13 protein-coding genes and 5 pseudogenes are annotated in these 20,927 nt (G+C 60.9%); 8 read left to right on the top strand and 10 right to left on the bottom strand.

From position 1 onward, the window contains the following. Nucleotides 1-142: 142 nt before the first annotated feature. The 4 genes from J3P91_RS12395 to J3P91_RS12380 form a co-directional block, all read right to left on the bottom strand. Complete coding sequence (locus J3P91_RS12395; protein ID WP_434568771.1) at nt 143-1,516, bottom strand: heavy metal sensor histidine kinase; 1,374 nt, start codon at nt 1,514-1,516, stop codon at nt 143-145. Next, entirely contained in the window at nt 1,516-2,220 is a 705-nt protein-coding gene (locus J3P91_RS12390) for a heavy metal response regulator transcription factor (protein ID WP_434568772.1), read from the bottom strand. Before J3P91_RS12390 ends, J3P91_RS12395 begins: the two co-directional genes overlap by 1 nt. Before the next feature lie 170 nt (nt 2,221-2,390). Beyond that, a complete protein-coding gene (locus J3P91_RS12385; protein WP_434604471.1) occupies nt 2,391-2,798 on the bottom strand; it encodes a VOC family protein in 408 nt (135 codons plus the stop codon). Nucleotides 2,799-2,821: 23 nt separating this feature from the next. Next, a complete protein-coding gene (locus J3P91_RS12380; protein WP_434604468.1) occupies nt 2,822-3,247 on the bottom strand; it encodes a YciI family protein in 426 nt (141 codons plus the stop codon). 227 nt (nt 3,248-3,474) lie between these two features. Here J3P91_RS12380 and J3P91_RS12375 point away from each other — a divergent pair, with 227 nt between their 5' ends. From J3P91_RS12375 to J3P91_RS12355, 5 genes and pseudogenes are all read left to right on the top strand, one after another. Further along, nucleotides 3,475-4,371 (top strand): alpha/beta fold hydrolase, encoded by an 897-nt coding sequence (locus tag J3P91_RS12375; RefSeq protein WP_434604466.1) that lies wholly within the window; start codon nt 3,475-3,477, stop codon nt 4,369-4,371. A gap of 161 nt (nt 4,372-4,532) precedes the next feature. Then, nucleotides 4,533-6,476 carry a sigma-54-dependent Fis family transcriptional regulator gene (locus J3P91_RS12370; RefSeq protein ID WP_434604463.1) on the top strand — a complete coding sequence of 648 codons (1,944 nt, stop codon included), beginning with the start codon at nt 4,533-4,535 and terminating at the stop codon, nt 6,474-6,476. Nucleotides 6,477-6,789: 313 nt separating this feature from the next. Continuing rightward, a pseudogene (locus J3P91_RS12365) lies at nt 6,790-6,852 on the top strand (hypothetical protein); the annotation flags it as partial. 313 nt (nt 6,853-7,165) lie between these two features. Then, nucleotides 7,166-7,228 (top strand): annotated as a pseudogene (locus J3P91_RS12360) (hypothetical protein); the annotation flags it as partial. Between the two features lie 314 nt (nt 7,229-7,542). Further along, a pseudogene (locus J3P91_RS12355) lies at nt 7,543-7,605 on the top strand (hypothetical protein); the annotation flags it as partial. Between the two features lie 225 nt (nt 7,606-7,830). On the opposite strand, the gene aldA reads toward J3P91_RS12355, so the two are convergent. Both aldA and J3P91_RS12345 read right to left on the bottom strand, forming a co-directional pair. Beyond that, nucleotides 7,831-9,267 carry an aldehyde dehydrogenase gene (gene aldA, locus J3P91_RS12350; protein ID WP_434604461.1) on the bottom strand — a complete coding sequence of 479 codons (1,437 nt, stop codon included), beginning with the start codon at nt 9,265-9,267 and terminating at the stop codon, nt 7,831-7,833. Between the two features lie 65 nt (nt 9,268-9,332). After that, complete coding sequence (locus J3P91_RS12345; RefSeq protein WP_434604459.1) at nt 9,333-11,510, bottom strand: PQQ-dependent dehydrogenase, methanol/ethanol family; 2,178 nt, start codon at nt 11,508-11,510, stop codon at nt 9,333-9,335. 335 nt (nt 11,511-11,845) lie between these two features. Between J3P91_RS12345 and J3P91_RS12340 the strand changes: the two genes are divergently transcribed. Both J3P91_RS12340 and J3P91_RS12335 read left to right on the top strand, forming a co-directional pair. Then, nucleotides 11,846-12,793, top strand: a complete 948-nt coding sequence (locus J3P91_RS12340; protein WP_434604456.1) for a glycosyltransferase family 2 protein — start codon at nt 11,846-11,848, stop codon at nt 12,791-12,793. After that, nucleotides 12,790-13,662: an NAD-dependent epimerase/dehydratase family protein gene (locus J3P91_RS12335; RefSeq protein ID WP_434604455.1), complete on the top strand. Its 873-nt coding sequence runs from the start codon at nt 12,790-12,792 to the stop codon at nt 13,660-13,662. The genes J3P91_RS12340 and J3P91_RS12335 overlap by 4 nt, the downstream gene beginning before the upstream one ends. Nucleotides 13,663-14,329: 667 nt before the next feature. Here J3P91_RS12335 and J3P91_RS12330 read toward each other — a convergent pair. The 4 genes and pseudogenes from J3P91_RS12330 to J3P91_RS12315 form a co-directional block, all read right to left on the bottom strand. Continuing rightward, nucleotides 14,330-16,483, bottom strand: a complete 2,154-nt coding sequence (locus tag J3P91_RS12330) for a glycosyltransferase (RefSeq protein WP_434605111.1) — start codon at nt 16,481-16,483, stop codon at nt 14,330-14,332. Beyond that, the gene (locus J3P91_RS12325; RefSeq protein ID WP_434604452.1) at nt 16,476-17,162 is read right to left on the bottom strand and encodes a 2OG-Fe(II) oxygenase; all 687 of its coding nucleotides are present in this window, start codon (nt 17,160-17,162) and stop codon (nt 16,476-16,478) included. The genes J3P91_RS12330 and J3P91_RS12325 overlap by 8 nt, the downstream gene beginning before the upstream one ends. Further along, nucleotides 17,156-18,469: pseudogene (locus tag J3P91_RS12320) on the bottom strand (polysaccharide pyruvyl transferase family protein); the annotation flags it as partial. The gene J3P91_RS12325 and the pseudogene J3P91_RS12320, both read right to left, overlap by 7 nt. A gap of 183 nt (nt 18,470-18,652) precedes the next feature. Then, a pseudogene (locus tag J3P91_RS12315) lies at nt 18,653-19,879 on the bottom strand (ABC transporter ATP-binding protein); the annotation flags it as partial. 183 nt (nt 19,880-20,062) lie between these two features. Between J3P91_RS12315 and J3P91_RS12310 the strand changes: the two are divergent. Beyond that, nucleotides 20,063-20,881 (top strand): ABC transporter permease, encoded by an 819-nt coding sequence (locus J3P91_RS12310; protein ID WP_434568782.1) that lies wholly within the window; start codon nt 20,063-20,065, stop codon nt 20,879-20,881. Nucleotides 20,882-20,927 lie beyond the last annotated feature (46 nt).

Below are 20,927 nucleotides of genomic sequence, written 5' to 3'. Positions count from 1 at the left end.
TCTTCGCGAGCAGGCTCGCTCCCACAAGAAATCGGCGTTTACCTGGAGTTCTTCGGCTGCTGGAGATCCACTGTGGGAGCGAGCCTGCTCGCGAAAGCGCCGTCTTGGCCGACGGCGATGTTGACGCTTCGCGAGCCAGCGCCTATCGCGCTGCCTGGCTCGTCAGGGAAAAGCCGAAGGTGTTGAGTCCGTCCTTGCTGTGGGCGAACACCCGCCCACCGTGCATCGACGCCACCGCCCGCACGATGGAGAGCCCCAGGCCATGGTGCGCGTCACTTCGGGCCCTGGCGACGTCAGCTCGATAGAAGCGTTCGAACAGATGCTCCAGGTGCACGCTTTCGATCGGTTCGCCGGCGTTGGAAACGCTCACCCTGGCCTGCATGCCATGGTTTTCCAGACTCACCGTGATGGTGCTTGTCGGCACCGCGTAGCGCGCCGCGTTTTGCAGCAGATTGGCCAGGGAACGGTGGAACAGACGCCGATCGATGCACACGCGCATGTCGCCCTGGATCACCACGCTCAACTGTTTGTCGTGCAGGACCGGCTCCAGGTATTCCACGGTCTTCGACGCTTCCTCGTAAAGCGAGACATCGCTCAGCTCGGTTGCCCGCTGGCCGCTTTCGGCGCCCGCCAGGAACAGCATGTCGTTGACGATGGTGCCCATCCGTTCCAGTTCTTCGAGATTGGACTGCAACAGGTCCTGAAGCTCATTGACGTCCCGCCCGTGGGCCAATGCGACCTGGGTCTGCCCGATCAGGTTGGTCAGCGGCGTTCGCAGCTCATGGGCCACATTGGCGTTGAACCCTTCGAGCTGGCACCAGGCGGCTTCCTGGCGCGCCAGGGCGCCGTTGAACGACACCGCCAGCTCCTGCAATTCGCCAGGCAGCGCCTGCGTGTCGAGTCGCTGCTTCGAATCCCCCGGCGGCAGGCTGTTGGCCTGCCGGCTCAGGCGCCGGACCGGGCCCAGGCCAAAACGCGCGATCCAATAGCCGAGCAGCGCCACCAGCACGACCCCCAGCGCAGAAGTCAGGATCAATATCCGCGTGAAATCATCCAGTGTCTTCATGAACGGCGTCGAATCCAATCCCACGATAAAACGCAATTCCGGACGGCTGCCCATGGCCGCAATGGTCTCGACCATCAGCACCATCGGGCGGTCCCGGTCGGGCAGATCGAGGGTGGCGAAACCATCCGGGCGCTTCGACCAGTCCAGGCCGTCCGGCATCGGCCCGCCATAACTGTAGGCCGGGTCGTCGACCACCACCCAATAACGCACGCGCTCATCCGCGGGCGTCAGGCCATCGAGCTTTTGTCGCAAGCCGACCCAGAACGCCGGCGAATCGTATTTGGCGAGCACCGGATCGAGCACCGAATGACGCAGGATCAGCTCGTTCTGCATCTGCTCGTCGAGCGACTGCTTCAACGAACAGCGCAACAGCGTCGCACTGACCGCGGTGATCAGCGTGACTGCAAGCGCGAACATCAACGCCAGTCGCTTGGCTATGGATCCCTTCATCACGCTGTACCCGCTTGCCTGTCACTGAGTTCACGGCTCTCCAGCACATAACCCATGCCGCGCACGGTATGCAGCAACTTGCGCGGATACGGCGCATCCACCTTGGCCCGCACCCGCTTGATCGCGACCTCGACCACATTGGCGTCGCTATCGAAATTCATGTCCCAGACCTGCTCGGCAATCATCAACTTGGAGAGAATCTCACCCTGGTGTCGCGCCAGCAGGCTCAACAGGCAGAACTCCTTGGCGGTCAGGTCCAGGCGCAGCCCGGCCCGGGTTACCTTGCGCGCCTGCAGATCGACCTCCAGGTCGTCGATGCGCAAATGCGTCGGGTCGGCGGCGTCATCGGCACGCCGTCGGATCAATGCCTGGACCCGCGCAACAAGCTCGGCGAAGGAAAACGGTTTGCCCAGGTAGTCGTCAGCACCCTCGCGCAGCCCTCGGACCCGATCATCCACCGTGCCCCTGGCCGACAACATGATCACCGGCGTCTTCTTGTGCAGGCGCAAGCCCTGCAACACGCCGTAGCCGTCCTTGCCCGGCAGCATCACATCCAGGATCACCACGTCGTAATCCATTTCCAACGCGTAATGCAGGCCATCGATACCATTGGTCGCGACATCGACAATGTAGCCAAGCTCGCTCAAGCCACGATGGACATAGGAAGACGTTTTTTCTTCGTCCTCGACGATGAGCAACCGCATCGGATATTTCCTCCAGCAAAGGGGTGCGCTGTACAGGCGCTCATGCATGTTTCAAGCGGCCCGGGCAGACCGGTACAGCGTCCAGCAGAGTATCGGGCCGAAGGTGTCCGCAGCCTGACCGCTTCCTGACATTCCTGTCAGAATTGGCGCGGCCGTGCCGGCAGTCCGACTTATGGCCGCCCCTCGAAATTGACCATCCAGGCGACCCCGAAACGGTCTTCGAACATTGCAAAGCGCTCCGCCCAGAAAGTCTTGCCCAAGGGCATCTGCACGCTGCCGCCGGCACTCAGGCCATTGAACAGCCGCTCGGCCTCCTCCGCGCTGTCGACATTGAGAGACACCGACACGCCTTGCGGCTTGCTGAACGGTTGGCCGGGCGCGCAGTCGGAAGCCATCAGGCTGAAGCCGCCCACGGTCAGGCAGGTGTGCATGATCAGATTGGGGTCCTTGGGCATGCCGACGTCCTCGGGGGCCTCGGCAAAGGACATGGAAAAAAGCTCGCCGCCCAGCACGTCCTGGTACAACGCGAAGGCTTCCTTGCAGCGGCCCTTGAAGGTCAGGTAGGGAATGATTTTCATGCTCTGCTCTCCTGTCTGCGGTTTCACGATTGATCGGATATCTGCGCTCGCAAACGTTCTTCCTGCTCGCGCAACTCGGTGGTAAAAGACTCGCCGAAATCCTCAGCCTCGAAGATCTGGCGAATTTCAATCTCACTGTCGCTGACCATAGGGTTGGGGCAGCGCTTGACCCAGTCGACAGCTTCCTGCAACGACTGGACCTGGAAGATCCAGAAGCCGGCGATCAATTCCCCTGTTTGGGCAAACGGGCCCTGGACGACGGTCCGGTTGTTTCCGGAAAACTGTACGCGAACACCCTTGGCACTGGGATGCAGGCCTTCACCGGCGAGCATCACCCCGGCCTTGACCAGTTCCTCATTGTAGGCGCCCATGGCGGTCAGCAGCTGCGCGCTGGGCATTTCTCCGGCTTCGGATTCGGGACTGGCTTTGACGATCACCATAAATCGCATGCTCATAGCTCCTCAGAATAGATGGATCAAGCCGTCCGTGTGGCGGCTGTGCGGGTTAATCGAATGGCGATGACGCAAATCGACAACCCGAGGCGATTTTTTTGAACCATCGCGTGTAGGGCGTCCAGTTACTCACGATTCGTGAAGAAAGCTTTCACGGGCCGTACCTTCGTACCACAGCGCGCTCGCCCTAGAATGGGAGCAACAACCAAAAGGAGTTTCGAGCGATGTTTGCCTCATTTGAATCGGGTCGATGCCACGTCAACGGTATCACCGTCAACTACCGCAAAGGCGGCAGTGGCCAAGGTTTGCTACTGCTTCACGGGCACCCTCAGACTCACGTGATGTGGCACAAGATCGCCGAGCCGCTGGCGCAACATTTCACCGTGGTGGCGGCGGATCTTCGGGGCTACGGCGACAGCGAAAAACCGCCGAGCGACGCGCAGCACCTGGCCTACTCCAAACGGCAGATGGCGCTGGACGGGGTGGAGCTGATGCGCGAACTGGGATTCATAAAGTTTGACGTGTTGGCTCACGACAGGGGCGCACGAGTGGCCTGTCGGATGGCGATGGATCACCCGGACGCAGTAAAACGCTTGATCGTTCTGGATATTGCTCCGACGCTGGCGATGTACGAGCAGACCAATGAAGCTTTCGCCCGCGCCTATTGGCACTGGTTCTTTCTGATTCGCCCAGCCCCTTTTCCCGAGACGCTCATTGAAGCGGATCCGCAGTTGTATCTGCGCAGCGTCATGGGGGCTCGCAGCGCGGGCATGGCGCCCTTCACCGAAGCGGCATTGGCCGAGTATCTGCGTTGCCTGAGACTACCGGGGGCAGCCCATGGTCTGTGTGAAGACTACCGGGCCAGTGCCAGTATCGATCTGGAGCACGACAAGAGCGACCTGCAAGCCGGCAGGAAACTCTCACTGCCGTTACTCGCCCTATGGGGAGCTGACGGCGTTGTGGGCCGCTGCTTCGATCCGCTTGGCGAATGGCAAAAGGTTGCCGGCGACGTCCGGGGAAAAGCCCTGCCGTCGGGGCATTACATTGCAGAGGAAGCGCCAGGGCTTCTGATTGACGAGGTGCTCGGGTTCCTGCTCCCACCGGTCCCCGGCGCCAGGTGATTTCACGCGGCGAAACTTCCTCGGCATCAATTACGAACATTTCCAGAGGCTGAAAATTCACGCTCCAGCGTCTATGGTAGATACTTGCAACGGCGGCCATCGTCCAATAACAAGATCGCTGTGAAGGCCCTTCGCGGGCCTCACGCCTGATGGAGCAATTCATGACCCTGCATGACACGCAGACGATCCCCGGCGAACTCGCGGCGTTCGTCAACGACCACTTTTCCGGGCGCGGCCTCAGGCCGGACGGGGTCATTGCGCAATCCTGGTACCGCAGCGTCGTGGAGCACCGGCTCGATCCTGGCGCGCCGAGCCGCAAGAATATCCTCAGCGCCGACGCCATACGGCGTCATCAGGAACAGCACCAGCAATATCTTTCCATCGCCAGCCAGGGCGTCAGCGGCCTGGCCCAGCGCGTGGTGCCAGCCGGTTTTGCCGTACTGCTGAGCGACGAGCATGGCATCACCCTGGATTCCCGGCTCCCCAGCCAGCACGACATCTACACCCGATCGGGGCTGGTAGTGGGCGCGCAGTGGGACGAGTCGGTGGTGGGCACCAACGGTATCGGTACCACCCTGGCGGCGGCGCAGCCGTTGATCATTCATCGTGAGGAGCACTTCCTGGCATCGAATTTCAGCCTGAGTTGCTCGGTGGCGCCGATCTTCGATGCCCAAGGCTTGTTACGCGGCTGCCTGAATGCGACCTGCATGAACAACGAGGGCCCTCGGGAAAGCCAGTACCTCACGCTGCAACTGGTGATCATGTATGCGCGGCTGATCGAGAACGCAGACTTTCGCCAGCGCTATCGCGACCGCTTGACCCTGTCCCTCAAACCCATCGATGAAATTGCCGATCTGGCCAACGAGCAACTGCTCGCGCTCGATGAAAGTGGTCGCGTCATCGGCGCCAACCGTGCCGCGTTTGTCGCGCTGGAGCTGGCAGATCAGCCGGCACTGCTCGGCACGCTCATCGACAGCCTGCTCCCGACTACGGTGGACGAACTGCTCCGGCTCACCAATGGCGGCGCCCAGGGTGTGCGCTTGCGCCGTCGTCAGGATGAAGCATTGCTGGAAGTCGGCCTGCGTATCCCTTCCGAACGGCACCGCCCGCTGCCCGTCGCCCGCCCGGCCCCTGAGGCTCATCCGGATCTGCAGCAACTCGCTGGTCTCGACGCCCGGCTGCAACAGAACGTGCGACGCGTGCGCAAGGTGATCGACAAGGGCATCCCGATCCTGATTACCGGCGAGACCGGCACCGGCAAGGAGGCCTTTGCCCGTGCCATCCACCAGGCCAGCCAACGTCGCGCCGGGCCTTTCGTGGCATTGAACTGCGCGGCGATTCCGGAAACGTTGATCGAGAGCGAGCTGTTCGGCTATCGCGCCGGCAGTTTCACCGGCGCCAACCGCAAAGGCATGAAAGGCAAACTGGAGCTGGCGAACGGCGGAACCCTGTTCCTTGATGAGATCGGCGACATGCCCGCCCATTTGCAGACCCGTTTGCTGCGGGTGCTGGCGGAGCGTGAAATCTCGCCTCTGGGGGCCGAGGTGCCGGTGACCCTGGATGTCCAGGTGATTTCGGCTACACACCAGGACCTGCAGGCGATGATTGGCGACAAGCGCTTTCGCGAAGACCTGTTTTATCGCCTCGCCGGCATGAACCTGGCGCTGCCGGCCTTGCGCGAACGCAGTGACCGGGCCGAGCTGATCGACAAGTTGCTCGCCGCCCAACCTGGCGCCCGCGGGTTACGGCTGAACGCCGATGCGCGCCAATGCCTGATCGACTACCCGTGGCCCGGCAACATCCGCCAGTTGCTCAATAGCCTGCGCTACGCGGTGGCCCTGGCGGAAGACGGCGTGATCGACCTGGATTGCCTGCCCGGCGAATTACTCTCACCGCAAGCGCTGCGATTGCCTGGCAGCACCCAACCGTCGACCAGCAACCTGGGTGAACAACTCGGGAGCGAAGAGGCCCGTCAACTGCTGGGCACCTTGCGTCGGCTGCGCTGGAACATCAGCGCCGCCGCCACCGAACTCGGCGTTTCGCGCTCGACGCTGTACCGCAAGATGAAAAAGCACGGCGTCGTCGCGCCTAACGATCAGCCCTGACGCTACTGGAAGGCTTTCGACAGCCCCGTGGCGAGGGAGCTTGCTCCCGCTCGGCTGCGAAGCAGTCGTAAACCAGCGGCTGCGGTGCATCTGATGCTCCGCGTTTCGCCAGGTTTGGGGTCGCTTCGCAACCCAGCGGGAGCAAGCTCCCTCGCCACGGGATCCCGGTTTCCCTTTGACCGCATCAGGCGGGAGCCGGCATTTTTCCAAGCACAGGTGATGATCAGATTTGGATGTAAACCACATGAGTATGGGTGTACTCATACAAACCGTGCTTGCCATCCGCGCCGCCGCAACCGAACTCGGCGTTTCGCGCTCGACGCTGTACCGCAAGATGAAAAAGCACGGCGTCGTCGCGCCCAACGATCAGCCCTGACGCTACTCGAAGGCTTTCGACAGCCCCGTGGCGAGGGAGCTTGCTCCCGCTCGGCTGCGAAGCAGTCGTAAACCAGCGGCTGCGGTGCATCTGATGCTCCGCGTTTCGCCAGGTTTGGGGTCGCTTCGCAACCCAGCGGGAGCAAGCTCCCTCGCCACGGGATCCCGGTTTCCCTTTGACCGCATCAGGCGGGAGCCGGCATTTTTCCAAGCACAGGTGATGATCAGATTTGGATGTAAACCACATGAGTATGGGTGTACTCATACAAACCGTGCTTGCCATCCGCGCCGCCGCAACCGAACTCGGCGTTTCGCGCTCGACGCTGTACCGCAAGATGAAAAAGCACGGCGTCGTCGCGCCTAACGATCAGCCCTGACGCTACTCGAAGGCTTTCGACAGCCCCGTGGCGAGGGAGCTTGCTCCCGCTCGGCTGCGAAGCAGTCGTAAACCAGCGGCTGCGGTGCATCTGATGCTCCGCGTTTCGCCAGGTTTGGGGTCGCTTCGCAACCCAGCGGGTGCAAGCTCCCTCGCCACGGGATCGCCGTTTTCCCTCGGACAGCATCAGGCGGGAGCCGGCATTTTTCCAAGCACAGGTGATGATCAGATTTGGATGTAAACCACATGAGTATGGGTGTACTCATACAAACCGTGCTTGCCATCCGCGCCGCCGCCACCGAGCTCGGCGTTTCGCGCTCGACGCTGTACCGCAAGATGAAAAAGCACGGCGTCGTCGCGCCTAACGATCAGCCCTGACGCTACTCGAAGGCTTTCGACAGCCCCGTGGCGAGGGAGCTTGCTCCCGCTCGGCTGCGAAGCAGTCGTAAACCAGCGGCTGCGGTGCATCTGATGCTCCGCGTTTCGCCAGGTTTGGGGTCGCTTCGCAACCCAGCGGGAGCAAGCTCCCTCGCCACGGGATCGCCGTTTTCCCTCGGACAGCATCAGGCGGGGAGCCGGTATTTTTTCAAGCACAGGTGATGATCAGATTTGGATGTAAACCACATGAGTATGGGTGTACTCATACAAACCGTGCTTGCCATCCGCGCCGCCGATACCGGATTTGCGCGCCCCCGCATGAAAACCCTGCATCGCTTCGAAATTCTCCCGGTTGATGTAGGTTTCGCCGAAATCCAGTTCATGGCTGGCGCGCATGGCCGCGCTCAGGCTGCGGGTATAGATCGATGAGGTCAGGCCGTATTCACTGTCGTTGGCCAGGGCGATGGCTTCGTCCAGGTCATCGACAATCTGGATCGGCAACACCGGGCCGAAAATCTCCTGGCGCATGATCGCCATGTCGCTGCCACACCCGGCCAGCACCGTCGGCTGGTAATGAAAGCCCTGGCCCTTGTCGGCCACCGCGCCGCCGGTGACCACTTCGGCCCCCTGCCCCGTGGCGGTCCGGACCATTTGTGCAACCTTGTCCAGCGCCGCCTGGTTGATCAGCGGGCCCATGTCCAGATTGTCTTCGGCCAGCGGGTCGCCGTAGCGGGTCGCGGCCATCGACGCGGCGATCTGCTCGATGAATTGATCCGCAGCCTTGCGTTCGACGTACACCCGCTCGGCGCAATTGCAGACTTGCCCGCTGTTGATCACCCGTGACGCGGTGACCGCCTTGACCGCCAGCGCCAGGTCGGCGTCCGCCAGCACGATCGCCGGGGCCTTGCCGCCCAGTTCCAGGTTGAGCTTGGTGATGTTCGGCGCCGCTGCGGCCATGATTCGCGAGCCGGTGCCGACGCTGCCGGTAAAGCTGATCAGGTCGATGCCGGCATGGCTGGTCAGGTCATGTCCCACGGTTGCGCCGGTGCCGCTGACCACGTTGAACACGCCTGCCGGCAAGTCGGACTCGGCGACCAGGCGGGCGAACTCGAAGCAGTTGATCGGGGTTTCTTCGCTGGGCTTGATCACGATGGTATTGCCGGTCACCAGCGCAGGCGCCATCTTGCGTGCGATCAGGAAGAACGGGAAGTTCCACGGCAGGATGCCGGCCACAACACCCAGGGGTTTGCGCAACAGGAAGATGCTTTCGCCGGCGCGATCGCTGGTCAGCACCTCGCCTTCAAGGCGCCGCGCCCATTCCGCCATGTAATCCAGATAGTCGGCGGTGAAGTTGACCTCCACCCGCGCCAGCCCCAGCACCTTGCCCTGTTCGGCGGTGATGATATGGGCCAGGCGCTCGGCGTTGTCGCGCACTTTGCTGGCGATCTTGCGCAGGTAACCAGCGCGTTCGATGGCCGGGCGGGCCGCCCAGCCTTTCTGCGCCTTACGCGCCGCGGCAACGGCCGCTTCAACCTGTTCGCCGCTGGCTTGCGGCACCCGCGCCAGCAAGCGTCCGTTGGCCGGGTTGTGCACGTCGATGCTCGGTTCGCTGGGGACAAAGGCGTTGGCGATGAAGTTCTGGTAATCGATGATCTCGGTCATGGGTCTGCTCTCGCGGTCAGTGTCGAAGCGATGCAGAGGCGCACCGGCCCCTGCGTCGCGGGCGTTCATTTGGCGCTGAAGGTTTTCCAGACGCCGCCTTCCTGCTGCAGGTCGTGGGCGCGCTTGATCAGGTATTGATGAATCTGCTCGACCTGTTCCGGCGTGAAGGCATCGGCAAAGGACGGCATGCCGTCAGGTACTCGGCCGCCATAAAGAATGCCGAGGAACATCTGGTGTTTTTCGCTGGTCAGCTTGCGCAGGTCCGGCAGCACGCCACCGCTGACGGCATGGATGCCGTGGCACTGCGAGCAGTAGCCGTCATAGAGCTTGCCGCCGGCGTCCACCGCCGCCATGTCAGCGGTCAGTGGCGGCGGTTTCGGCGTGTCGGCAAGCGGCGCCGGCTCGTTGAGTTTCGCGGTGCCGCCCAGTTTGTAAGTCAGCACCTGGGAGAACGGCCGCACCCCGGCGCGCAGGGACAAAGCCCCGGCAAACGTCGAGAAGGCTCCGCCCCAGCCGGCCATGAAGGTGACGTATTGCTCACCGTCCACGCTGTAGGTAATCGGCGCGGCCATGACGCCACTGGCCGCCGGCTGCTCCCAGAGCTTCTTGCCGGTGTCGGCGGCGTAGGCGATCACCCGGCCATCGGCGCTGCCCTCGAATACCAGATTGCCGGCGGTGCTCAAGGTGCCGCCGTTGAAGATCGTCACATAAGGCACTTCCCAGGCCGGTTGCTGCTTGACCGGATCCCAGGCAATCAGTTTGCCCGACCAGCCCTTGGCCATTTCCAGCAGCCCGTCGGCATCCTCCGGCATCATCCCGGTGCGCAGGCCCAACTGGTACATGCTCTTGAACGGGTTGCGCTTCGGCGCCTCGGGGATGTGCTCGTAGTAGGCCGACATGATGTGCGCCGGGATATACACCAGGCCCGTGTTCGGGTTGTAGGACATCGGCTGCCAGTCGTGGGCGCCCCAGAACGCCGGTGTTACCAGTTTGCGCTTGCCATCCTTCCAGTACGCAGCGTTCTCGTCGTCGACGATTGGCCGGCCGGTCTTCATGTCCATGCCCTTGGTCCAGCTTTGCGGCACGATCCCCTTGGCCGACAGCAGCTCACCCGTGGCGCGGTCGATCACGTAGAAAAAACCGTTCTTCGGCGCCTGCATCAGGACCTTGCGCGGCTTTCCATCGATCGGCAGTTCCGCCAGGATCATGTGCTGGGTGGCGGTGTAGTCCCAGGCGTCTCCTGGCGTGGTCTGGTAGTGCCAGGCGTACTCGCCGGTGTCGGCATTGACCGCGACGATGGATGACAGGAACAGGTTGTCACCCTTGGCCTGGCTACGCCATTTCGGGTCCCACAGCGAGCCATTGCCCACCCCGATGTACAGCAGGTTCAAGTCCGGGTCGAAAGCGAAAGAGTCCCAGGCCGTACCGCCCCCGCCCTGGGCCACATAGGCATCGCCGTGCCAGGTCTTGGCGGCGATCGCCATTGCCTTGTCTTCCGGCGGCAGCTTGGGGTCACCCGGTACCGTGAAGAAACGCCAGGCCTGCTTGCCGGTTTCAGCGTCGTAGGCGGTGACGTAACCGCGTACGCCGAACTCGGCGCCGCCGTTGCCGATCACCACTTTGCCGTTGACCACCCGCGGGGCCCCGGTGATGGTGTAGCTGCGCGAGTGGTCGGCGCGGGTGTCCACCGACCAGGCGCGCTGGCCGGTCTTGGCATCGATCGCCTCCAGGCGCCCGTCAAGCACGCCCACGTAGACCTTGCCCTTCCATACCGCGACACCCCGGTTGACCGCATCGCAACAGGCCTCGCCGGCGCGGTTGCGGTCAGACTTGGGGTCGTACTTCCAGATCAGCTTGCCGTCGCGCGCATCCAGGGCGTAGACCACGGAGAACGGACCGGTGGTGTACATCACGCCATCGACCACGATCGGCGTGGCCTCGACACCGCGGTCCAGATCGAGCTTGTAGCTCCACGCGAGGCCCAGCTGGCCAACGTTCTGGTCGCTGATTTTGTTCAGGGGGCTGTAGCGCTGCTCGTCGTAGGTCCGGCCGGTGCTCATCCAGTTACCCGGCTCCCGGTCGGCGGCAATGATGCGCTTGCCATCGACATTCGCCGGAATGTCTTGCGCCCAGCCTGGGGCGGCATTGAGGGTAAGCGCCAGCACGATAAACAGGGCCTTGAAGGGAACGCGCAGGGACGCGTTCGCAGAAGCAGTAGGCACGGAGAGGCCAATCTGTGTCATGGGAGACTCCTGGTTCTTATTAGTAGCGAAGCCATTGCGCTGCGCACCAGAAGAAGAGCAACCCTCATGCCACCGTTATAAATATCGCTGCAAGCCCCGCAGTACGAGGCCCTCATCCCTGGCCGCCGATTGCGTCGGCGTGCGACAGCTGTCGCATTGGCCGCGACAGTTGTGCCGGACCTGACACAGCGAAAGTCGACACTCGACGCGGTGGAATATGACTGGCTCGAGGCGCAGACCTGCCCAGAAACTGGTCGAAGGGCGCGGACCTGCTATCTTGAAATACACACCTGTGTAGTTGCGATTTCATATGTATTCAGGTTGTGCTGGGAGTAATGAAATTGAAAGCAATGGATCTGCGCGCTATTGATGAATCGGCCACATCATCCTTATGCGGCGAGTGCGATGTGATCGTCGTCAATTACAACGCCGGTGAGCTTTTGCTGGCGTGTGTAGCGTCGGCGTTTGCCGCCGGCGCTTCCAGAGTGATCGTGGTGGATAACAATTCCCACGATGACAGCCTGGCGAGGCTGGAGCGTACCCACGCCGGCAACGACAAGCTTGAAATCGTGCGCAATGCCGCCAACCTCGGCTTCGCGGTGGCGTGCAACCAGGGTGCCCGCCTGTCGGAAGCCACCAATTTGTTTTTCTTGAACCCGGACGCCGTGCTGGAAGCCAATGCCATGGACCGTTTGCTCCTGGCACTGCGCAGCTCGCCTGAGATCGGCATGGTCGGAGGGTTCCTGTGCAACCCGGACGGCAGCGAGCAAGCCGGTGGGCGCCGGGTGTTCCCCACGCCCAGACGCGCCTTCATGCGGGCTTTCGGACTGTCACGGCTCTCGATGTTTTTCCCATCGGTTCTGTCTGATTTCCTATTGCACAAGGAGCCGCTACCCAGCACGCCCACTGTGGTTGAAGCCATCTCCGGAGCCTGCATGCTGGTCAAGCGCGAAGCCATCGAGAGCGTCGGGTTGTGGGACGAAGAGTACTTCCTGCACTGCGAGGACCTGGATTGGTGCATGCGCTTCCACCAAGCTGGCTGGAGCGTTCTGTTCGTGCCTGATGCTCAGGTGATGCATGTGTTTGGAGGCTGCAGTCGGCATCGCCCGTATTTCGTCGAATGGCACAAACATTTGGGATTCCTGCGCTTCTATCGCAAATTTTTCCGCCGCAAATACCCCGCCATCCTATGGATCAGCGTGGTCATCGGAGTCTGGTTTCGATTCAGCCTGATGGTCCTTCGCCACGCGACGAGCCGATTTAAAAATGCAAGCAACCTATGACAACAGACTTCAATTTGCGGGTAGGCATACTGGGCGGTTCCAGTTTCCTGGGCCGACGCGTCCTGCCATTGCTGGTACGAAACGGCCACCTGACAAGCGCCTTCACCCGAAACCTGTCCAAGGTTTCGTCCTGCCCGGGAGTGACCTGGCGAGAGGCTGACGACTGGCAAGGACTGACGCTGGACACCCTGCTGTCCTTCGCTCCCATCTGGGTGTTGTCCGACTATCTGGAGCGCCTTGCCAGCACCCAGGTCAAACGCGTTGTCGTCCTGTCTTCCACCAGCCGTTTTGCCAAGCATGCATCGCCCGACCCTCGGGAAAGAGACGTGGCGCAACGCTTGATACGTGCAGAAGAACAACTTGAGCAGTGGGCGACCGAACGGCAGATCGAATGGGTGATCCTGCGACCGACCCTGATTTATGGCTTTGGTGGCGACAAGAATATTTCGGAAATCGCTCGTTTCATCCAGCGCTTTGGATTTTTCCCACTGATCGGTGGCGGCACCGGGTTGCGCCAGCCAGTGCATGGTGATGATGTTATCCAGGCTTGCCTGTCGGCCATGAACATGCCTGACTTGCCCAGTGGTGGCTACAACCTGTCGGGGGGAGAAATCTTGCCGTATCACACCATGGTCAGACGCATCTTCCAGGCCATGGGACGCCCTGTGCGAACAGTGCCGCTCCCTGCCAAGGCGTTGGGCTGGGGCGTTTCGATCCTGCGCTGCCTGCCACGCTATCGACACCTTTCCAGCGCGCTGGTGGCGCGGATGAACCAGGACCTGGTGTTCGACCACTCGCAGGCCAGCCAGCGGTTTGGCTTTGCCCCGAGGGCGTTTCAGCTGATGGATGAGGATTTGCCTGGGCGCTGAAACGGCCTTGGGGATAGGTGGGATGTTTTGTGTCTGCCTGCTGAAAATCCAATGTGGGAGCGAGCTTGCTCGCGATGTCGGAGTGTCAAACAACGAAGATATTGGATGGGCCGGCCATTTCGCGACCAGGCTCGCTCCCACAGGGGATCTGCTGCGTAGATGGATTTTGCGGCTGCCTGAAAATCCAATGTGGGAGCGAGCTTGCTCGCGAAGGCGGCGTATCAGTCGATGAAGATGTTGAATGAGCTGGCCTCATCGCGAGCAAGCTCGCTCCCACAGGGGATCTGCTGCGTAGATGCATTTTGCGGCTGCTGAAAATCCAATGTGGGAGCGAGCTTGCTCGCGAAGGCGGCGTATCAGTCGATGAAGATGTTGAATGAGCTGGCCTCATCGCGAGCAAGCTCGCTCCCACAGAGGGACTGCTGCGTAGATGGATTTTGCGGCTGCCGAAAATCCAATGTGGGAGCGAGCTTGCTCGCGATGGCGGAGTGTCAAACAACGAAGATATTGGATGGGCCGGCCATTTCGCGAGCAGGCTCGCTCCCACAGGGATCTGCTGCGTAGATGCATTTTTGCGGCTGCCAAAAAATCCAACTGTGGGAGCGAGCCTGCTCGCGAAGGCGGAGTTACTGTCAACGAGGATGCCGAGGGGTGACCTTATCGCGCCCTACCCCTCCGCGCCGGGCTCGTCGCGATGTACGTGGGCTTGCCACGCCCCCCATTTGCTTTCGAAGTACGCCTGGTTTTTGTCCCAGAGGGCCTGGTATTCGCCGCTGGCGATCAGCTTGCTGAACGAGGCCTGCCCGTAGTGATGGATAAACGCATCTTCAGCGCAGACCGTGCGGTAGCCGGCAGCCTGGACACGACGGCTGTAGTCGTCATCTTCGAACAACCCGATACCGAACGTTTCATCCAGATACCCCACCTCATCGAAGGTGGTTCGACGAAAGGCGACACAAAACATCGCGAGCATGGAAATATCGAACGACTGCCCCTTACGGGCCTCGGTGTAGTGGTCTGCAAACGCCTGCATCTGTTGGATGTCGGTATAGGAAATCTCGATCTTCGCTTCGTTTCCTACCGCATTCGTGACCGGCCCGACCAGGCCGATGCTTGGATCACACAAATGCCTGACCAGCGGATCGAGCCAACCGCCCGGCACCACCGTGTCGTTATTTAGCAGTAGCAGGACGTCACCGTCGGCTTCTCGTAAACCCTGGTTGTTCGCCGCAGCGAAGCCCCGGTTGTCCGGGTTGAAGATGATCTTCGTGAACGGTACCTCACGGCCCAGGCGTTCAAGATAATCTTGCGTGCCATCGTCCGAGCCGTTGTCGACGACAATCAGCTGGTAATTGGGCCAGGTGGTATTACGCAGAACACTGTTTACACATTGAATCGTCAGATTGAGGTTGTTGTACGTCACGATCACGATGGAGACTTTCTCGTACAGCCCGACGATGGCAAGTTGCATGCTATCAAATCGATCCTTCCAATCGTTGGCCCGAGCGAGCTCCACACGCCGCTTGTAAAGGGCCAGATCGCGCTCGGCCAGGGCACGCTCGATCTGCTCGATGAACTCATCGACTCCGGTTGCGAAGTACAGCAGGTCCTTGTAGATGGCGATCTCCGCCAGCGGCGTGGAAACCACCGGTTTGCCGGCGCTGATGTACTCGTAGAACTTCACCGGATCGACCGCATGGGTCACGTTGTAAAGCCTGAAGGGAATCAGGCACGCATCGAAATGATCCAGGTACAGCGGCATCTCGGTGTACGGCTTGCGGCCCAACAACCGCACATTGGGCTTGTGCTCGAGCTCCGCCAGGTCCTCGACGAAAATATCCCCCACCAGGATGAAATTCCACGTCGGTCGCAGGTCCGCCAACGCCGCTAGCAGTGGATAATCGAGCCATTCAGCCAAGGCGCCGTAATAGCCAATCACCGGGCCGACCAGCCCGCTCAGCACATCGTTGGTAAAACAGTGCTGGTGGAAAAAAGCAAAATCCACAGCGTTTCGCACCAGCACGCAGCGAGGGTTATGGGCGCACCATTTCTGGTAAAGCAACGCCGCGGAAACGGTCACCAGATCAGCCTGGGCAATTAGCGTCTTTTCCTCGCTCAGCAGCTGTTCGCCGATGTTCGGAAAACCATCCCAGTCGTCCATGCAGTCATAGTGAATGCGCCAGCCATGCAGCGCGCGCAGGCTGAGTACCACGGGGCTCCAGTAGGCAATATGCACCACCGAGAGGGCGGTTCTGATCTGCATGTCGGTGACCAATGCAGCAATCGCGCGCAGCAACGCCTGATGGTTCTCAGGCGTCACTATCTTTTCGTAATAGGCCATTTGCACATCGCGATGCAGCGCCACCTCGAAAAGATTGGACGCCACTGAGGTCACTCGATAAAGCTGTCCCTGCTCCGGCACACTGGATGGAACGATATAAAACACCCGATAACCATTGCTCGCGAACTGGCTCATCAACTGCTGCGGTCGCTGGAAGCGCGCGGCCCAGTCGATATTGGCGAAGCAGAGAATATCCAGCTGCCCTCTGGTGGCGAAATCCGCTTGTACCTCAACGTTCGGCAACGGTTCCGGCGCTGCCGGGTAGACGATTGCCGGGGCAGTTTCGGGAAATTCCCGGGTCGCGGAAAACCCATAACGCAGCACCCGGAACAGCGTACGCAGTGGCCGGGTGAAACGCCACGAACGGGTGTTCTGCAGGAAGTCGACTTTCGCCAGCGCGGTATCGCGCTCATTGACGGCCGCATCTCGCTGAGCCAAGGCGGCGTCCCGGTCGATCAAGGTGCTGTCGGGCTTAAGCATGCGGGTACCGATGCAGCGGCGTGCTGTCATCCGGCGGCCACATGGAACTGCGCGAGCCCGGCCGGTAGAACGTTGCGGTCAGGCTACGACGGGAAGAATGGCAAGCACTGACTACGGGCGTGACGGCATGCCAGGAATTATCCGAGCGCACCAGGATCGCCGAATTACCTACCAGGGGCTCGATCTCGGCCGCCACTGCGCTGGGATCGTTGCGGTGCAGGATGTTCAGGCAACCGCCGTCGTTGCGGTCCCAGGACTCATTAAAATAGAGGATATGGGTGACCAGTTTATCGGGCAGGTCCGGATGGGCGCCCAGGCTCGCACCCGGACCATAATGAAAGACATTGACCTCCATCGGCACGCTGCGCAGATCGATCCCAGTCATGTGCGACATGGCTTCGCGATAACCAGCCGAGCCAAGATCCCGAGCCAGCCGCAACCATGCCTCGCTCAATTCCTGCGCATGAGCGATGGTATCGTCGCCCATGCCCAACAAGGCTCGTGCCTCGTAGTCATAGTTTTTTTCACCGCCATAACCACTCACCGTCTTGAAGTGATCATGAGGAAAAGACGCTGCCAACGCGGCGGCATCCTCGGCCGAGTAAAGGTTGCCGATTTCAGCCCATGAAAACGGCTGATCCTTTAGCGCCGCTGGGGTGAGACGAGAGAGATCTAGCATTGTCGGTTCTTGTTCGCTGTCAGGTTTCTGATACCACGGGCGATGGAACGCAGTGGCGCGGTCATTCGGAATGAATTGGAGTTCTGCAGCTCACGCATCCTGGCATCGCTGCGAGCCAGTTGCTCACGGAGCTGGATGATCCGTTGCTGTTGGGCAAGCTCCCGTGCTGCCAGGTCCTGCGCGGGTTCGTTGATCTGCGGCACAGGCATGACCGGACTCACCGGCGATTCAGCTGGCACTGGGTCGTACGTCTCGGCCGCGGCTTCGAGCAGATTGGGCAAGTGCTGCAGAAAAGCCCCCAGTACCGGCTGCGACGCCGTTTTACCTTGGCGAATGATCTCAGCGACCCGGTCCCAATGCTCCACCAACTGATCCGCCGCCGCACGCGCCAAGGGCGATGGCTGAGTCTTGCCCACGCGGGCGAGGAACCATTGCGGATCGACCGTCGCGACGTTCGGCAACGCATGCAGCGTGTCGAACCCAGCCAGCGCCGTGTACTTGCCCGTGGTCAGGTCCGCCGAGCAAAACACCGGCACGCCAAACGCCAGGGCGGTGATCGCCAGGTGATAGCTATGGCCGATCACCGCTTGGGCCTGGCTGAGAATTTCGGCCATGAGCAACGGCTCCGGCCAGAACGGCAAGGTGATGGATCCGGGCAGCCGCCCGGCAATCACTGACGGATCGTCGCCCAGGACCGGTCCAATCGGCACCACCAGGAACTGGTAGCCCAGGAACGCCTCAGGGTGGTCTTCGAACAATTTTACAAAGGACTCCACCACATGAATGGCGTGGATCACGATGTAGGGCCCGGTCAGCCCGGCATGCTCGCGCAGCCGAACAAACTCGGCCGAGGGCCGTTGCTCATCGATCAGGCGCGGTAAGCCGAACGCGGTGTCGGGCAGCACTTCGATCTCGATTTGCTGGCTGAGCGCGCCGAGGGTATCGCGCGACAGGGCATCACGGACGCGCACGTACCGGCTCTGCTCAAGGGCCATCGTCAATAACGGCCTGGCCCAATCGGGGATACTGTTGCAATGCATCCCCGGTGCATTCCACATGACCGGAACCGCATGCTGCAGCGCGATGAGCGCGGGGGTCAGCCAATAACCGGTAGGGTGATGGATGTCCGCAGTGGTCGGACCATAGCCATGGGCAACGACTTTATCGAAACGGATCAGGAAACCACCACCGATCAACACGCCATCCAGGCTTGCCGCTACAGCGGGCAGCTCTGTCAGCGAGGTCACCGCATAGGGCCATTCGAATGGGGTTTTCCCATGATAGGAAAACCGCTGCAGATTGACCGAACCCAAGCGCCGGGCCAGCTCTGCCTCGGCGATGATGGGGAACAGCAGGTCACCATAGTTTTCTACGTCGAAGGTGCCGAAGATAGCCACCTGCCACGTGCGCTCATCCAAGTGTTCCGCCAGGTCCTCCTCTGCTTGAATCCCGCAAGTCTTGGGAAACGACTCGGCCGCTCGCGGGTCGACGCTCTGCAATCCCAGGTCAACCATGCCGAGGAAATGCTTGTGGCTGGGCAACATGTCGAACGCCAAGGGCGCGACTTGCTTCTCGATCAGTTGCGAGGTGTCTTCCGTCGCGCCATGCAACAGCTTGAGCGTGACGTGGTAACGCCCCTCGGCGAGGTTAGCCGGGAAGCGCACCGTGATGGCCGTACGCCGCCAGCCGTTTTCGACCGGCCCCGGTTGCAGGGCGAAGTTGCCCCCGCCGATCACCAACAGCCTCGCCTCTTGAATGGTGAAGCTGATGTTGGGTTGAGTGATCGACTCATGCAGTAACGCTTCGACACGAATCTCGATGTCGTCGCCGTACAGGTAACTCGAAGAAAGCTGCCGAGTGTTGGTGAAGCAGGCGGCGCTGATGTGTCCCTCCGCGGTTCCAAAGGCCATCCCCTGCTGACCGCCAATAAACGACTTTTGGGTAACCGGTATGACCCCGCCACTGGCCCATCGACGTTGCTCGTCACGCATGTCGAGCAAATGCAGCTCGGCCATTTCATCGGGCGAGCCGCTGGCAACGACGCGGCCTGCGCGCAGATAGATGACCCGGTGGCAAAACCGTTTGACCATGCTCATGTCGTGGGAGACGAACAGCAGCGTGGTGCCTTTGGCAGCCAGTTCTTCCAGGCGGTTCAGGCACTTGAATTGAAAGGATGCATCACCGACGGAGAGGGCCTCGTCGACGATCAGGATCTCCGGTTCCACACAGACCGAAACGGCGAAAGCCAGCCGTACCAGCATCCCGCTGGAATAGATTTTGGTGGGCTGGTCGATGAAGTCGCCAATGTTGGCGAAGGCGATGATGTCATCGAAACGAGCGTCGATTTCCGCGCGACTCAAGCCCAGCACCGCCGCGTTCACATAGACGTTCTCGCGGCCGCTGAACTCCGGATTGAAGCCCGACCCGAGCTCAAGCAACGCCGCAATCCGGCCATGCCCGCGGACGCTGCCCCGGGTCGGCATCAACGTTCCGCAGATCAATTGCAACAAGGTGGATTTGCCACTGCCGTTACGGCCGATAATGCCGACGGTCTCCCCCCTTGCGATGGTCAGGGAAACATCGTCCAGGGCCCAGAACTCGCGGTAGAAACGCTTCCTGCCGCGCGCCAGCATCTGCAACAGGCGGTCCTTGGGTGCATCGTAGATCTGATAACACTTGCTCAGGTTCTCGGCGCTGATGGCCACTTCAAACGACATCGGCAAAGCCCTTCCATGAGTCACTTCCATTAGCGGCACTACTGAATCATTCCTTCGCTGGGCACTGCCGATGAGTTAAGCACAAAACGGGAAAAAAACTTCGAATGCCCTGAACTTGGCCTACCCTCCATGAGGATGCGATTCACCGAGTTCCGATTTTTTTGTCTTGAGGCCCCAGTACCAATGCAGTCGTTCAGCACTTCCCCTGCCGCCATGATCAAGAGTGTGCTGGTCAATCGAATCCTGATCTACGTGTTGATCCGCAGGGAGATCATCGGTCGTTATAAAGGCTCGATGCTCGGTATCCTATGGTCGTTCTTCACCCCGGCGTTCATGCTGGTGGTCTACACGTTCGTGTTCAGCGTGGTCTTCAAGGCCCGCTGGTCGGGTGGCGGCGAGTCCAAGAGCGAATTCGCCCTGGTGCTGTTCGCGGGCTTGCTGGTGTTCAACCTGTTTTCCGAATGCCTGAACCGCGCGCCGGGCCTGGTGCTGGCCAATACCAACTACGTCAAGAAGATTGTCTTCCCACTGGAAACCCTGCCGATGGTGTCGCTCGGCGCGGCGCTGTTCCACATGGCGATCAGCATCCTGGCCTGGCTGCTCTTCTATATCGTCCTGTTCGGAACCCCTCCGGCAACCGCCCTTCTGCTGCCGTTGGTGCTGTTTCCGTTGGTGTTGTTGACGCTGGGTATTTCCTGGTTCCTCGCCTCGATAAGCGTATACCTGCGCGATATCGGCCAGTTCATTGGCATTGTCATCACGGCGATGCTCTTTCTCTCGCCGATTTTCTATCCCCTTTCGATACTTCCACAAAGCTATCAGGCCGCCTTGCAGGCGAACCCCCTCACGCTGCCGGTGGAAATGGTTCGTGACGTACTGTTCTGGGGCAGGACGCCACAATGGGCGCACCTGGCAACTTATTCGGCAATTTCCTTGTCGATTGCCTGTGCCGGATTCGCCTGGTTCCAGAGGACACGCAAAGGCTTTGCCGATGTCATCTGAGTTTGTTGACGTGGCGCCTCGTCCAGCAGCCGCTATGCTGATGGGT

The organism is Pseudomonas sp. Z4-7 (assembly GCF_051131965.1).
Classification (GTDB): Bacteria; Pseudomonadota; Gammaproteobacteria; order Pseudomonadales; family Pseudomonadaceae; genus Aquipseudomonas.
Note: the sequence above shows the minus strand (reverse complement) of the source record. Positions and strands in the feature narration are given on the sequence as shown.

What these genes read in the sequence shown, in the direction of transcription:
- J3P91_RS12395 (WP_434568771.1), bottom strand. Translation starts at nt 1,516, where the DNA reads ATGAAGGGATCCATAGCCAAGCGACTGGCGTTGATGTTCGCGCTTGCA.
- J3P91_RS12390 (WP_434568772.1), bottom strand. Translation starts at nt 2,220, where the DNA reads ATGCGGTTGCTCATCGTCGAGGACGAAGAAAAAACGTCTTCCTATGTC.
- J3P91_RS12385 (WP_434604471.1), bottom strand. Translation starts at nt 2,798, where the DNA reads ATGAAAATCATTCCCTACCTGACCTTCAAGGGCCGCTGCAAGGAAGCC.
- J3P91_RS12380 (WP_434604468.1), bottom strand. Translation starts at nt 3,247, where the DNA reads ATGCGATTTATGGTGATCGTCAAAGCCAGTCCCGAATCCGAAGCCGGA.
- J3P91_RS12375 (WP_434604466.1), top strand. Translation starts at nt 3,475, where the DNA reads ATGTTTGCCTCATTTGAATCGGGTCGATGCCACGTCAACGGTATCACC.
- J3P91_RS12370 (WP_434604463.1), top strand. Translation starts at nt 4,533, where the DNA reads ATGACCCTGCATGACACGCAGACGATCCCCGGCGAACTCGCGGCGTTC.
- aldA (WP_434604461.1), bottom strand. Translation starts at nt 9,267, where the DNA reads ATGACCGAGATCATCGATTACCAGAACTTCATCGCCAACGCCTTTGTC.
- J3P91_RS12345 (WP_434604459.1), bottom strand. Translation starts at nt 11,510, where the DNA reads ATGACACAGATTGGCCTCTCCGTGCCTACTGCTTCTGCGAACGCGTCC.
- J3P91_RS12340 (WP_434604456.1), top strand. Translation starts at nt 11,846, where the DNA reads ATGAAATTGAAAGCAATGGATCTGCGCGCTATTGATGAATCGGCCACA.
- J3P91_RS12335 (WP_434604455.1), top strand. Translation starts at nt 12,790, where the DNA reads ATGACAACAGACTTCAATTTGCGGGTAGGCATACTGGGCGGTTCCAGT.
- J3P91_RS12330 (WP_434605111.1), bottom strand. Translation starts at nt 16,483, where the DNA reads ATGCTTAAGCCCGACAGCACCTTGATCGACCGGGACGCCGCCTTGGCT.
- J3P91_RS12325 (WP_434604452.1), bottom strand. Translation starts at nt 17,162, where the DNA reads ATGCTAGATCTCTCTCGTCTCACCCCAGCGGCGCTAAAGGATCAGCCG.
- J3P91_RS12310 (WP_434568782.1), top strand. Translation starts at nt 20,063, where the DNA reads ATGCAGTCGTTCAGCACTTCCCCTGCCGCCATGATCAAGAGTGTGCTG.